The organism is Tessaracoccus luoxuelianae (assembly GCF_055326245.1).
In genome coordinates this window covers 382,910-394,830 of record NZ_JBUZNO010000003.1, presented here as the reverse complement: position 1 = coordinate 394,830, position 11,921 = coordinate 382,910, and the positions used below count along the sequence as shown (strand labels likewise).

At 69.9% G+C, this 11,921-nt stretch carries 12 protein-coding genes, 1 tRNA gene and 1 pseudogene; 6 read left to right on the top strand and 8 right to left on the bottom strand.

The window, feature by feature from the left end; all coding sequences use genetic code 11:
• Positions 1–87: 87 nt before the first annotated feature.
• The gene (locus ACZK39_RS06855) at positions 88–534 is read right to left on the bottom strand and encodes a hypothetical protein (RefSeq protein WP_463612912.1); all 447 of its coding nucleotides are present in this window, start codon (positions 532–534) and stop codon (positions 88–90) included.
• On the opposite strand from ACZK39_RS06855, the pseudogene ACZK39_RS06850 reads away from it, so the two are divergent.
• From ACZK39_RS06850 to ACZK39_RS06840, 3 genes and pseudogenes are all read left to right on the top strand, one after another.
• Positions 500–1,021 (top strand): annotated as a pseudogene (locus ACZK39_RS06850) (response regulator); the annotation flags it as partial. The gene ACZK39_RS06855 and the pseudogene ACZK39_RS06850 sit on opposite strands and share 35 nt — an antisense overlap.
• A 24-nt stretch (positions 1,022–1,045) precedes the next feature.
• Entirely contained in the window at positions 1,046–1,411 is a 366-nt protein-coding gene (locus ACZK39_RS06845; protein ID WP_463612920.1) for a winged helix-turn-helix domain-containing protein, read from the top strand.
• On the top strand, positions 1,408–2,403 hold the full coding sequence (locus ACZK39_RS06840; RefSeq protein WP_463612911.1) for a sensor histidine kinase: 996 nt from the start codon (positions 1,408–1,410) through the stop codon (positions 2,401–2,403). The genes ACZK39_RS06845 and ACZK39_RS06840 overlap by 4 nt, the downstream gene beginning before the upstream one ends.
• Positions 2,404–2,506: 103 nt before the next feature.
• Here the strand turns inward: ACZK39_RS06840 and ACZK39_RS06835 are convergent, their stop codons facing one another.
• Together ACZK39_RS06835 and ACZK39_RS06830 are read right to left on the bottom strand one after the other, a co-directional pair.
• Complete coding sequence (locus ACZK39_RS06835) at positions 2,507–3,505, bottom strand: sugar phosphate isomerase/epimerase family protein (RefSeq protein WP_463612910.1); 999 nt, start codon at positions 3,503–3,505, stop codon at positions 2,507–2,509.
• Complete coding sequence (locus ACZK39_RS06830) at positions 3,502–4,674, bottom strand: Gfo/Idh/MocA family protein (RefSeq protein WP_463612909.1); 1,173 nt, start codon at positions 4,672–4,674, stop codon at positions 3,502–3,504. The genes ACZK39_RS06835 and ACZK39_RS06830 overlap by 4 nt, the downstream gene beginning before the upstream one ends.
• A gap of 112 nt (positions 4,675–4,786) precedes the next feature.
• Between ACZK39_RS06830 and ACZK39_RS06825 the strand changes: the two genes are divergently transcribed.
• Positions 4,787–5,797: a LacI family DNA-binding transcriptional regulator gene (locus ACZK39_RS06825; RefSeq protein WP_463612908.1), complete on the top strand. Its 1,011-nt coding sequence runs from the start codon at positions 4,787–4,789 to the stop codon at positions 5,795–5,797.
• Positions 5,798–6,050: 253 nt separating this feature from the next.
• Here ACZK39_RS06825 and ACZK39_RS06820 read toward each other — a convergent pair whose 3' ends face one another.
• The 3 genes from ACZK39_RS06820 to ACZK39_RS06810 form a co-directional block, all read right to left on the bottom strand.
• Entirely contained in the window at positions 6,051–7,028 is a 978-nt protein-coding gene (locus tag ACZK39_RS06820) for an SGNH/GDSL hydrolase family protein (RefSeq protein ID WP_463612907.1), read from the bottom strand.
• A 233-nt stretch (positions 7,029–7,261) separates the two neighbouring features.
• Positions 7,262–8,077, bottom strand: coding sequence for a maleylpyruvate isomerase family mycothiol-dependent enzyme (locus ACZK39_RS06815; protein WP_463612906.1), 816 nt, complete (start codon positions 8,075–8,077; stop codon positions 7,262–7,264).
• Positions 8,061–8,723 (bottom strand): TetR/AcrR family transcriptional regulator, encoded by a 663-nt coding sequence (locus tag ACZK39_RS06810; protein WP_459055631.1) that lies wholly within the window; start codon positions 8,721–8,723, stop codon positions 8,061–8,063. The genes ACZK39_RS06815 and ACZK39_RS06810 overlap by 17 nt, the downstream gene beginning before the upstream one ends.
• A gap of 119 nt (positions 8,724–8,842) precedes the next feature.
• On the opposite strand from ACZK39_RS06810, the gene ACZK39_RS06805 reads away from it, so the two are divergent.
• Positions 8,843–9,883 (top strand): sodium:calcium antiporter, encoded by a 1,041-nt coding sequence (locus ACZK39_RS06805; protein WP_459055632.1) that lies wholly within the window; start codon positions 8,843–8,845, stop codon positions 9,881–9,883.
• A 188-nt stretch (positions 9,884–10,071) separates the two neighbouring features.
• Positions 10,072–11,085 (top strand): serine hydrolase domain-containing protein, encoded by a 1,014-nt coding sequence (locus ACZK39_RS06800; RefSeq protein ID WP_463612905.1) that lies wholly within the window; start codon positions 10,072–10,074, stop codon positions 11,083–11,085.
• An 8-nt stretch (positions 11,086–11,093) separates the two neighbouring features.
• On the opposite strand, the gene ACZK39_RS06795 is transcribed toward ACZK39_RS06800, so the two are convergent.
• The gene (locus ACZK39_RS06795) at positions 11,094–11,777 is read right to left on the bottom strand and encodes a hypothetical protein (RefSeq protein ID WP_463612904.1); all 684 of its coding nucleotides are present in this window, start codon (positions 11,775–11,777) and stop codon (positions 11,094–11,096) included.
• A 51-nt stretch (positions 11,778–11,828) separates the two neighbouring features.
• Positions 11,829–11,905, bottom strand: a tRNA-Ile gene (locus tag ACZK39_RS06790).
• Between the last annotated feature and the right edge of the window lie 16 nt (positions 11,906–11,921).

Sequence of the window (11,921 nt, the reverse complement as noted above, 5' to 3'; positions counted from 1 at the left end):
GCGATCTCCTCAGGGAGCGGTGGGAACGATCACCGGCGCTCCGCGCGGCGATCTCCTCAGGGATCGGCAGGGGACGGGCCATGCCGCTCAGCGACTCGCGGGGACCTTGATGACGGGGCAGACGAAGTACTTCACGACGCCCTCGTCGACGGCGTCACCGGCCATCAACGCCATGTCCACCTCGGCCGCGCTGTCGATCACCCCGTCGCCGTCGAGGTCAGAGGACGCGATCACCGCGTCGTACCCGTTCGGGAACCTGAGGGCGTGGACCATCCAGCGTCCCCCGTTGTAGCCGGGGTCGCCGGGGGCCGCCGTCGCCACGCTGGGCTGCGCCGAGCCGAAGCTGTAGATGGTGTCCCAGGAGTGGGCCGGTGCGCCGGTCCCCGAGAGGTCGGTGGGGGTGGCGACGGTTCGGTACATCACGCCGTCGACGTAGAACGCCGGGCCGGTGACCCCGGCGTGGGAGGTGAGCGGGACAGCGACGGCGGCGCTCGCGACGATGGCGGCTGCGGCGAGGCGGGTGAAGGTCTTCATGGCAGAACCTTTCGGTTGGTCCCCGGCCTTGTTGCCGGTGCCTCGAAGTCAACTCCTGAGCGCCGCGGGACTCCATGACGCAGCGCTTACCTCGTCCTTACGGGGATGTAACGCCCTGGCCGGCGCCTCCGGCGGCCGGTCCGGGCCCCCCTACGATGGCGATATGACGGACGTGCTCGTGGTCGAGGACGACCCCACCGTGGCCGAGGTGCTCGGGCTCTACCTGGGGCGGGCCGGGCTGCGCGTCAGGCACACGACGTCAGGCGAGGCGGCCCTGGCCATGGCCGCCGAGGCGCCGCCCGCCCTCGCGATCCTCGACCTCATGCTGCCGGGGATGGACGGCCTGGAGCTGTGCTGACGGCTCCGGCTCGCCCGCGCGGACCTGCCGATCATCATGCTGACCGCCCGCGGCGACGAGGAGGACCGCATCCTCGGCCTCCAGGTCGGTGCGGACGACTACGTCAGCAAGCCCTTCAGCCCCCGTGAACTCGTGCTGCGCGCGCAGTCGTTGATGCGCCGCGCCGCGCCCGGATCCGTCCCGAGGCCGTCGGCCCCCGAGGCGCTCACCGACGGCGACATCGTCGTGGACCGGTCTGCCCACCGCGCCCTGCTCGGGGGACGCGCCCTGTCCCTGACGTCGCGCGAGTTCGAGCTGCTGGCCTGGTTCCTGGCACATCCCGGGCGCGCGGCAGGCCGCGAGGAGCTCATGCGCGAGGTCTGGGACTGGGAGTTCGGCGACGCGTCGACGGTGACCGTCCACGTCCGCAGGCTTCGGGAGAAGATCGAGGCAGACCCCGGAAGCCCCGTCCGACTGGTCACCGTGTTCGGGGTCGGCTACCGCTGGGAGCCGGGCATGGGCGGGGCGGCGCCGCGATGAACCCGGTCCTGACCTCCGCCCTGGTGGCGGCAGCCGTGGGGGCGCTCGGCACCGCCGTCGTGATGCTGATCGCGCGCCGGTCGATCCGGCTGGCCGCGGTGGCTGCCCCGATCGTGGTGGTGGTCTCGCTGGCGGCCGGCGTGGCCGCGAGCGTGCAGACGATGGCCATCAGCGACTCGGCCGCGGCGACCATCCAGCTCGTCCTGGCGGGCGCGGCGCCGATGGCCCTCGTCGTCGGCCTGGTGCTGTCGCGGCAGCTCGGCTCCCGGGACCGGTCCATCACCCTGCGCGAGGCGGCGCTCGAGCGCGACCGTCAGGTCGAGTTGAGGCGGCGGGAGCTGGTGTCGTGGATGTCCCACGACCTTCGGACGCCGCTCGCCGGGATGACCGCGATCACTGAGGCCCTGCAGGACGGGGTGGCCCCTGATCCCGCGGCGTACCTCGCGCGGCTGCACGGCGAGGCCATGCGCCTGGACGCCATGGTCGATGACCTGATCGCCCTGTCCCGGCTGCAGAGCCCGGTCGGCCGGCTGCGCCGGGAGGACGTCTCCCTCCGCGATCTGGTCTCCGGGGTGCTGGAGCAGGCCAGGCCGGTCGCCGACCGGTCCGGGGTCAGGTTGACCGGGGAGGCCGAGCAGTCCGCGCCCGTGAGCGCCGACGCCAGGGAGGTGTCGCGGGCCGTGTCCAACCTCGTCGCCAACGGGATCCGGCACACCCCGTCGGGAGGCGAGGTGGCCGTGACCGTGCGCGAGGCCGACGGGTGGGCGTCGGTCCAGGTGGCCGACGGGTGCGGCGGCATCCCCGTCGACCACCTGCCGCACCTGTTCGAGCCGGGGTGGAGAGGCAGCGAGGACCGCGGCCCCGGAGATGGCGCGGGCGCAGGTCTCGGCCTCGCCATCGCGCGGGGCGTGGCCGAGGCCCACGGCGGGACGGCGACGGCGAGGAACGCTGGGCCTGGCTGCGTCTTCGAGCTGCGGTTGCCGTCCCCCTGACTCAGGCCCAGCTCTCGTCGGGGGTGATGTCCCCCGACGAGCAGGTGGGGCGTTGCTCTGGAGCCGGTACTCACCCTCGATTGCGGGCCGATGGACGGCTGTGTCAGGCCTTGAAGGCAGCCCACGCGTCGGTGAGGACCTTGGCGGCCACCTCTAGGCCCTCGATCCGGCCCAGCTCGGTGTCCTCGTGCTCGATGTTCAGGCACATGTCGGGGTCCACCTCGTGCAGCGCGCGGATGAACTCGGTCCAGTAGGCGGTGTCGTGACCCTTGCCCAGGGCGACGAAGTCCCAGGAGGAGTCCTTCGGCCACTCGTTGGCCCACTCGTCGCCGCCGAGGTTGACGCGTGCCTCGTCCGCACCCATGCGGCGGAAGCCGTTGTCCAGGACACCGTTGAGCCGCGCGTCCGGGTTGATCCGCACGTCCTTGGCCGCGGCATGGAAGATCAGGGGACCCAGCTCACGGACGACGGCGATCGGGTCGGCCTGCTGCCAGAACAGGTGCGAGGCGTCCATCTCGACGCCGATGTGGGTAGCTCCGGTCAGCTCGATCAGCTTCTTGACGTCGCGGGCGTTGAAAACAAGGTTCTGGGGGTGCAGTTCGAGGGCCACCTTCACCCCGTGGTCCTTGGCGAACTGGTCCATCTCGCTCCAGAACGGCGCGGCGATCTCCCACTGGTAGTCGAGGACGTCGAGCGCCGCGGAGTTCCAGGCGTTGACGATCCAGTTGGGGTACTTGGTGCCGGGCTCGCCGCCGGGCAGGCCGGACATGGTGACGACGCGGGTCTGGCCGAGCGCCGCGGCCGCACGGATCGAGAGGCGGATGTCCTGGGCGTGCTTCTCGGCGATCTCCGCGTTCGGATGCAGCGGGTTCCCGTTGCAGTTGAGGCCCGCGATCTCCACGCCGGTGCCCTCAAACTTCTTCAGGTACTCCGTGGCCGCCGCGGGGCTGGTGGCGATCTCGTCGATGTTGGGGATGTGGACCGGGGGCAGAAAGCCGCCGGAGTTGATCTCGATGCCGGTGAGGCCGAGACCTCCGATCACCGCGAGCGCATCCTCGAGGGGGCGGTCGTACAGGACTGCGTTGTAGACACCGAGCTTCACAGGGTCACCGTCTTTCCGTTGTTGGCAGCCGACTCAGCGACGGCGGCAAGAATTTCCATGTTGTGGACGCCTTCGTCAAACGAGGCGTTGCGGGGAAGGGAGTCGGCCTCGGGGATGCCGGCGACCTCTTCCAGGAAGGCTCGGGCCTGGAACGCGAAGCCCTCGTTCTGGCCGAAGCCGACACCCGCCACGTCGATAGCCATGCCACCGGCGACGTAGGGATGGTCGGCGCCTAGGTTGACGGTCCGGTAGCCGTTGGTGCCCGGCTGGTCGTCGTGGCGGTAGAGCCGCACCTGCGACGGGGTGTCCTGGTGGAAGCTCGCCGCGCCGTTCTCGCAGAAGACCTCGAAGTTCAGGCCGTTGGGGTAGCCGGCGGCGACGCGCGAGGCCTCCAGGCTCGCCGTCGTCTCGCCGAACTTCGCCGTGAACGTGGCGTAGTCGTCGTTCTCCACCGGCTCGGTCTCGCTCGACACCTCGACCTGGCCGTGCCCGACGACGGTGCCCAGCGGGAGCGGACGCTCCGTGATGGCGGTGGTGAAGGCTGCGCCGGAGACGGCGGTCATGCCGCCGCAGAGGAACTCCGACAGATAAGTGAGGTGGCTGCCGACGTCGGCGAGCGCGCCCGACCCCATGGGGCCCTTGTAGCGCCAGCTCATCTGCCCCTTCGGGTTGCACGCGTAGTCACACCAGTACCGCGCCGAGAGGTGCAGCACCTTGCCCAGCGTCCCGTCCTGGATCCAGTTCCGGATAGCGGCGATGCCGGGCTGCCGGACATACGTGAGCCCGATGCGGGCGATCGACGACGCCTCGCGGGCCAGCCGCGCCATCTCGCGGGCGGACTCGAGCGTGTCGGCCAGCGGCTTCTCGCACAGGGCGTGCTTGCCGGCCTCGAGCAGGCCCTTGACCACCTCGAGGTGCAGGCTGTTGGCGATGACGACGCTGACGACGTGGATGTCGGGGTCGGCGGCGATGGCGCGCCAGTCGGTGTCGCAACGTTCGTAGCCGTAGCGGCGGGCGGTGGCCTCGCCGACCTCGGCGTTGACGTCACAGATGGAGACGTAGCGCAGGTCGGGCAGCGTGGGCCGATACAGGGTGGGCGCGACACGGTAGGCGGCGGCGTGCGACTTCCCCGCCATGCCGGCTCCGATGACGGCGATGCCGATGGTCATTCATCCTCCTCGATATGTACTTGGAGCGGTCCAAGTGGCTTTACAATAGATCGACAGCACTTGTCCTGTCAATGGCTGCGTTACCCTCGGTCATCGTGGAAGGAGGTGCGCCATGTCACCTCGTCGACGGCCCTCCCGGCCAACCATCTACGACGTCGCCCGCGAGGCTGGCGTGTCCAAGTCGCTGGTGTCGCTCGTGCTCAACGATTCGCCCCTGGTGGCCGACGCCAAGCGGCAGGCCGTCCACGAGGCCATCGCCACGCTGGGATACCGGCGCAGCCATGCCGCCTCCGCGCTCGCGGCGGACCGCACCCGCACCGTGGGCCTGGTCATCGACGACTTCCAGAACCCCTCGTTCGTCGAGCTGCTGCGCGGCCTGCGCACTCTCCTCGGGCCGCAGGGGTTCCATGTCGCCATCCGGGAGCACTACCGCGACGGCGACGAGCTGATCAATGCCGTCGACGGGTTCCTCGACAGCCAGGTGGACGCGCTGGTGATCGCGGCCGAGCCCGGACGCGACCTTCCGGCGCTCGGCGTACCGACCGTGCTCGAGGGCACCCGCCTGCACGGCATCGACGGCGCCGACACCGTTGAGAGCGACCAGCGCCACGGCGTCCACCAACTCATGGAGCACCTGCGCTCGGGAGGGCACCGCCGGATCGGACACGTCACGGGGGCTGGCGGCGCCGCCGGCGCGCGCCTGGCGACCTACCTGGAGGCTATGGCGGCGGAGGATGAGGATCCGCTCTATGCCGGCGGTTCAAACGAGACGAACGAGGACGGAGGGTACGCGGGGGCGGTGGAGCTGCTGCGCCGGCACCCTGAGGTGACGGCCGTCTTCGCCGCCAACGACACCATGGCCCTCGGCGCGCGCGCCGCGTTGAGGGAGGCGGGGCGCGAGGTGCCTCGCGACGTCGCGCTCATCGGCTACGACAACTCGCACCTCGCACGCAGCCGCTTCCTCGACCTGACTACGGTGGACAGCCACGGACACGACGCCGGCATCGCGTGCGGGGAGGCGATCCTCAGGCGACTCGCGGAGCCTGACCTGCCCCCCGCGGCGGTGGTGGTCCCGAGCACCCTCGTGGTGCGTTCCTCGTCGGTCACGGTCCCCCGTTCCTGAAACCTCAGGTGGGCCTTGACCCCGGAAATCCCAGTGGCACTTCTGGTATCGACTACGCGACCAGATCCGCCGCCTTTGACTGGCAAGACTCGCGTCGGCAACGTGGAGCGCTCCGTGCCGGATGCGACGGCCGGACGCCGCTCCGGAATCGACGCGCCCGAACCCGTCCTGCGGTGGAGGGCAGGTAGGACGACGACGCCCCGGCCAGCCAGCGGTGAGCTGGCGGGCCGGGGCGGTGGTTGATCGGTGTGGGTCAGTCCTTCTGGGACTTCGGGATCTTCACTGTGCCACGGTTGGTGTCACTGGACGTCTCGCCGCCGAGGGTCAGCGTGATAGCGGTCCCGGTGGGTGCCGTGCTCGTGCCGAGAGCCGTGGCCACGGCGGGCTTGTAGCCGGACAGGTAGCCAGTGGCCGTGGGGTGATACGACAGATAGGTCGGGAACAGCGACGCGTTGTAGATCCACGCGGAGGAGTCGCACACGCCATGGCCCAGGAAGTCTGGAAGCACATCGGCGTAACCGATCCCGGCATCGTCAGCAGCTTTGGAGATCACTCCGGCGAGGGTGGCCGCCCCGGAGTTGAGCGCGTCGCGCTCGCGGACCGACACTGTGGTGATCCAACTGCAGTCGGCTTTGGTGGCGCTGAGCAGCCGGGGATAGGCGGTTGCCACGATGGTCGCGTCGGGGGCGGCCTCCCTGATCTGGGTGAACAGCAGCACCAGCCGCGACGGAAGCGCGTTCGCCGCGTCGACGGCGTCGTCGACGGCAGTGATGCAGGCGGATTCGTTGGTCCCGATGCAGGTGGTGAGCACCGATGCGAACCCGACGTCGTTGCCGCCCACCGTGATCGACACGTAGTCAGCCACCGCCAGGTAGTCAGTCTCTAGCTGCTCCGCCGTCACATCGTCGATGTCCGCCCCTGAGCATGCCTGGAGATCAAGGGCGTAGCCCTTCTCCTGCGCAATCAAGCCCGGGTAGCCCTTGAGCGTGCGGTAGCAGTCCCTGCCGTCCTGGATGTAGCTCCCTCCGCCGACGCCGGCCGCGTAGCTGTCCCCGAGGGCGACGTAGACGGGCTGGGCCGGCGGCGGGGACGTCGGAGACGGCTCGTTGGTCGGCGATGGGCTCGGCGCCGGGCGCTTGGCCGCGGCGTCGACGCCGCCCGCGACGATGGTGAGTGAGACGACCAGCGTCGCCAGCGTGGCCACAACGCCACGGATCCCCCTGCGGTTCATGGCGTCAAGCTGTACCCGCCACCATGTCGCGGCAATGGGCAGTTTCGCAGCGCGCTTCGCCCCTCGTCTTCCGCTGCGCCTCCGCCGCCTCTCCCTCTGCGTCTTCCGCTGCGTCTTCCGCTGCCGCTGGGTGGCCCCAGGCGTGCACGACACGCCGTCGCGGTGCCACCTCGGTGTCCGTGGTCACGTCGAGGGCTGGGACAGGCGGCGTGTCGTGCACGGGGAGGTGGGCGTCAGAAGACGACCCGGGCCGCCTCGAGGGACGGACGGAGGTCGACGGCGACGCCGTCGAACAGGCTGTCCTCCGCCGTCCGTCCGGAGAGGTGCCGCATGAACTCCACCGCGGGCACCTCGACGGCGGGCCCCTCCCCCTCCCCCAGGTCCCACGCTCCCCCTTCGGGGCCGGTGAGGCGCAGGTGGACGGCAGGGCCGGTCCACGAGAGTCCGAGGTCGCGGATGACCTGCTCCACCACCTCCGCGTCCGTGGGGTCCGACACCGGCTCCCGCCCCACCGCTCGTCCGATGTCCTGGCGGTGCAGCCAGGTGTCGCGGGTGAGGATGGTGTCGACGAACCATCCGATCGTGGTGTACGACGGCAGTGCGGCGTCGTTCGTCAGCCGACGGCGCATCCAGCCGGGGGTGTCGCGGCCCGACATGGCCCGCCGTCGAAGCAGCTCCAGCAGCTCAGCTGTGGAGAGGGAGTGGTGCCTGTCGATGCCCACCTCGTTGGCGGCGTCCAGGGAGCTGCGACCGCGGTAGCGGAACCGCCCGATCTGAGCGTCGACGAGGAACAGCAGCGGGTTGCCCGGGAACCGTGCCGCTGAGGCGACGTGGCCAACCATGTCGCGCACCGTCCAGGCGGGGCACTCGGTGACGGTGTCCCACTGCTCCGGGGTGAGGTCGCGCACCTCGTCGATCAGGCGCAGATGCTGGGCCCGGCCCACGCGAAGGCCGTCGCCGGGGCCGGGGAGCGGGATGTCGATGGCACGCATGGTCTGATCCTTCGTCGAGGGGTGGCCGGAGGCGGTGGTGCTAGTGGTGGCTCGCATGGCAGGTCCTATCGGGGAGATGGGCGGTGATCAGCGCCCGCACGAGCGCTGGGAAGTGCCGGGAGGCGGTGCCGTCCTCGTAGGCGACGCCGGGCTCGTTGGACAGCTGGCGGACGATCACCCCCGTGGCGGCGTTGGCCAGGTTCTGGGACAGCTCGTCGAGGTCGACGGTGGGGTTGAGCAGGCCGAGGTCGCGGAAGCCGCGCAGGTCGTCGCCGAGCATCGTGAACAGGGCCACCGACGGCGCATACGCCTCGGGGCTCGGCTCCCAGGCGGGGACGGGGCGGGTCATCATGAGGTGGCTGAGCTCGGCGTTCTCCAGGGCCCAGCGGACGAAGGTCCCCTCCAACTCGATGGCGCGGCTGACCGGGTCGGTCTCGGTGGTCGCGGGCCCGAGCCTGTCGCGGTGGCTGGCGACGGTGTCGTGGCACGCCTGCCATCCCCGGCGGAAGAGCTCGTCGTAGAGGGCGTTTTTGGAGTCGAAGTAGGTGTAGAGCGACGGGGTGCGCACGCCGAGTCGTCGGGCCACTTCCCCCAGCGACAGCCCCCCGACCCCATGTTCGCCCATCAGCCGGACGGCGATCGCGACGATCTCGTCGCGGGTCTCGCCGTGCCGCCGTTGCCGACGCTCCGTGCTCGTATCCATGAATCCTCCTTATGCCAAAAGGTATCCCTAATAGGATTAGGACACAAGAGGGCTCATTCTTCCGGACGCTGCGGCGCTCTGGGAGTAGCGTCAACCCCACACAGAGACGTGGGTGCACCGTGTCCGACCTTGTCGCCGTTCTGGCCTTCGTGGCCTGTGCCGCCGCGATCTTCTTCGCCGGCGGACGGCTGTCGCGCTACGGCGAGCGCATCGCCCAGCTGAGCGGCTGGGGCAGCGCGTGGGTGGGCCTGATCCTCATGGCATCGGTCACGTCCCTGCCCGAGCTCGTCGTCGGCGTCAGCTCGTCGGCCCTGGTCGGGTCGGCCGACCTGGCCGTAGGCGACGTTCTCGGCAGCTGCGCCATCAACCTTCTCATCCTGGCCAGCCTGGACGCCTTCGTGCCGGCCCGCCGGAGGCTCTTCGCCCTCGCCTCCCCGTCGCATGTCATGGCCGCCGCTCTCGGGATCGTGCTCCTCGCCACCGTCGGCGTCGGACTGCTGGTCGACGACTCGCTGCCGCTCACTCCCTGGATCGGGCTCTCATCGCTGGTGTTCCTCTTCCTGTACCTGGGTTCGGTGCGGCTCATCTTCCGCAACGGGCGAGGCCTCCCCCCGGACCCCAGCGTTCAGCCACCGCTCGACGAGAACCTCTCCCCCGGCGACGCCGTCACGGCAGGGCTCGGACTACGTCAGGTCGCCGCCCGCTACTCACTCCATGCCGGGATCGTCGTCGTGGCAGCCATCCTGCTGCCGCCCGCGGCCGAAGCGATCGCCCGGATGTCGGGATTGGAGGAGTCCTTCGTCGGAACCGTCTTCGTGGCGCTGTCGACGTCGCTGCCAGAGCTGGCCGTCTCCCTGGCAGCGATTCGGATGGGCGCAATCGACCTGGCGGTCGGCAACATCCTCGGCTCGAACCTGTTCAACATCCTCATCCTGGCGATCGACGACGTGGCCTACACCGACGGGCTCCTACTCGCCGACGCTTCACCGAGCCACCTCTTCACGGTGTTGACCACCATCGCGATGTCGGCGATCGCAATCATCGGGCTGACCTACCCGTCGGCACGCGGCAAGCGGTTCCTGCTGGCGGGCGACGCGGCGCTGATGCTCGTCGTCTACGCCGGAAATGCCGCAATACTGCTGACCATCTCCCCGCACTAGTGGTCAGCACAGTTGCCCATGACCCGGTCAAGGATGCCGCCGGCGCCCGGCCCCACCACCGCGGGGCAGGGCTCGGCGCCGGCACCGTGACGTTCGTGTCTCCTCGCGGGCGATCGGCTCGATCACCCCCGGCGGCGCGTTACCTGGCGGACAATCGATACTCACACCGCACTCCCCAGGGGGCAGACATGCAGGTCGATCCACACGCCCTCGACGACGCCGTCGCCAAGAATGCGTTCACTGGGGTCATCACCATAGACGTGGCAGGCCGGCGCGTCCTCGAGCGCTGCGAAGGGTTCATGCACCGCGCCTTCGGGGTGCCGATGGTGCCCCAGGCCAGAATCGCCGTAGCCAGCGGCAGCAAGGCGTTCACCGCGCTGGCGGTGATGCGCCTCGTCGAGGACGGCGCGCTCCGGCTCGACCAGCCGGTCCGGGATCTACTCGGGGAGGACCTTCCGCTCATCGACGACGCCGTTACGGTCGAGCACCTCCTCACCCACACATCGGGGATCGGTGACTACCTGGACGAGGACGGAGAGTGGGAGGTCGACGATTTCATCCTCACCATCCCTGTCCACACGCTCACCACAGCCGAGGCGTTCCTGCCGATGCTTGAGGGCCACCCGACGAAGTTTGCTCCCGGAGAGCGGTTCGCCTACTGCAACGGCGGCTACATGGTGCTCGCGATCCTGCTGGAACGAGTCACGGGAGAGGTGTACCACGCCGTGGTGAGCCGGCTGGTCTACGAGCCGGCCGGTCTGCAAGCCACCGGGTCTCTCCCCCTCAACGCACTCCCCGCCGACGCCGCGCTCGGCTACCTCGCCAACGACGGAGACCTCGTCAACACGCTCCACCTGCCCATCCTCGGCAACGGCGACGGCGGAGCGTTCACCACCGCCGACGACCTGCACCGCTTCTGGCTGGCCCTGCTGGAGGGTCGCATCGTCTCGCGCGACACCGTCGAGCAGATGATCCGGCCCCGCCACGACGTGCCGGACGAGGGCATGCGCTACGGCATGGGGTTCTGGCTGCACCGGACAGGTCCGGCGCTGGTGATGGAGGGCTACGACGCGGGCGCCTCGTTCCGCTCGACCCACATCCCCGCCAGCCGGACGACGGTGACCGTGCTGGGCAACAGCTCCGAGGGGGCCTGGCCGGTGATCTCAGCGCTCGCCGTCGCGATCGACGGCGAGCTTTCCTGAGCGGGCTGTCAGGCGAGGGCCTTGGCCTTCAGCTGGTCGAACTCGGCGGGGATCTGCACCCGACCGGAGTTCCCCCGCGACAACGTCAGCACCCGCTCGACGGCTCCCTCGGTGAGCAACGCATCGCCGAGGTGGACCAGCAGCGTGGCGATGCCGCCCGTGTCGCCCTGCCCGGCGTGGAGGAGGGTGCCGTCGATGTCGGCGTGAAGGTAGAGCTGAGCGACGGTGAGGCCGGGCCGCTCATCGACGGGCCTCAGTTCGTCGACATCCTCGGGGTCATCGGGGCTCAGGCCCCACGCCTCGAGGGTCAGCTCGGCGAGGGTGCCGGTGAACCCGCCGGCCGCGACCATGGCCTCGAGCGCGGGCACGGCCTCGGCTATCCGCGGCGCTCGCGACAACGCCCAGGCGGAGTGCTCACGCAGGTGCGGAGTCTGGGAGGAGAGGAGCGGCACCAGCAGGCTGGAGGCCGTGGCCGCCCCGGTTTCGGCGGCGGCGTGCACAGCGGCGATGGCGGTGAGGTCGTCACCGGCGGCCTCGATGGCGGCCTGGAGAGACTCGGCGGCCGCCGACCCGTCGCGACGGGCGGCTTCAATGAGGTCATCCATGAGGTCCAGCGCTGCGAGCAGCGTGGGAGCGTGACGTACTGCGTCGAGGATTTCCAGGGTGCTGCCCGCGTGGGGACTTATGCGCACACGCTAGCGGGTGCCGCGTCCTCGGGACCAGCGTGGTGAACGCTTCTCCGTTGGTGGGCCTAACTGGACTTGAACCAGTGACCTCTGCCTTATCAGGGCAGCGCTCTAACCGTCTGAGCTATAGGCCCGTTCACCGACGCGTAA

Excerpts from the sequence above, each read along its gene's own strand:
- ACZK39_RS06855 (WP_463612912.1), bottom strand. The coding sequence starts at position 534 with ATGAAGACCTTCACCCGCCTCGCCGCAGCCGCCATCGTCGCGAGCGCC.
- ACZK39_RS06845 (WP_463612920.1), top strand. The coding sequence starts at position 1,046 with ATGCGCCGCGCCGCGCCCGGATCCGTCCCGAGGCCGTCGGCCCCCGAG.
- ACZK39_RS06840 (WP_463612911.1), top strand. The coding sequence starts at position 1,408 with ATGAACCCGGTCCTGACCTCCGCCCTGGTGGCGGCAGCCGTGGGGGCG.
- ACZK39_RS06830 (WP_463612909.1), bottom strand. The coding sequence starts at position 4,674 with ATGACCATCGGCATCGCCGTCATCGGAGCCGGCATGGCGGGGAAGTCG.
- ACZK39_RS06825 (WP_463612908.1), top strand. The coding sequence starts at position 4,787 with ATGTCACCTCGTCGACGGCCCTCCCGGCCAACCATCTACGACGTCGCC.
- ACZK39_RS06820 (WP_463612907.1), bottom strand. The coding sequence starts at position 7,028 with ATGAACCGCAGGGGGATCCGTGGCGTTGTGGCCACGCTGGCGACGCTG.
- ACZK39_RS06815 (WP_463612906.1), bottom strand. The coding sequence starts at position 8,077 with ATGCGAGCCACCACTAGCACCACCGCCTCCGGCCACCCCTCGACGAAG.
- ACZK39_RS06810 (WP_459055631.1), bottom strand. The coding sequence starts at position 8,723 with ATGGATACGAGCACGGAGCGTCGGCAACGGCGGCACGGCGAGACCCGC.
- ACZK39_RS06800 (WP_463612905.1), top strand. The coding sequence starts at position 10,072 with ATGCAGGTCGATCCACACGCCCTCGACGACGCCGTCGCCAAGAATGCG.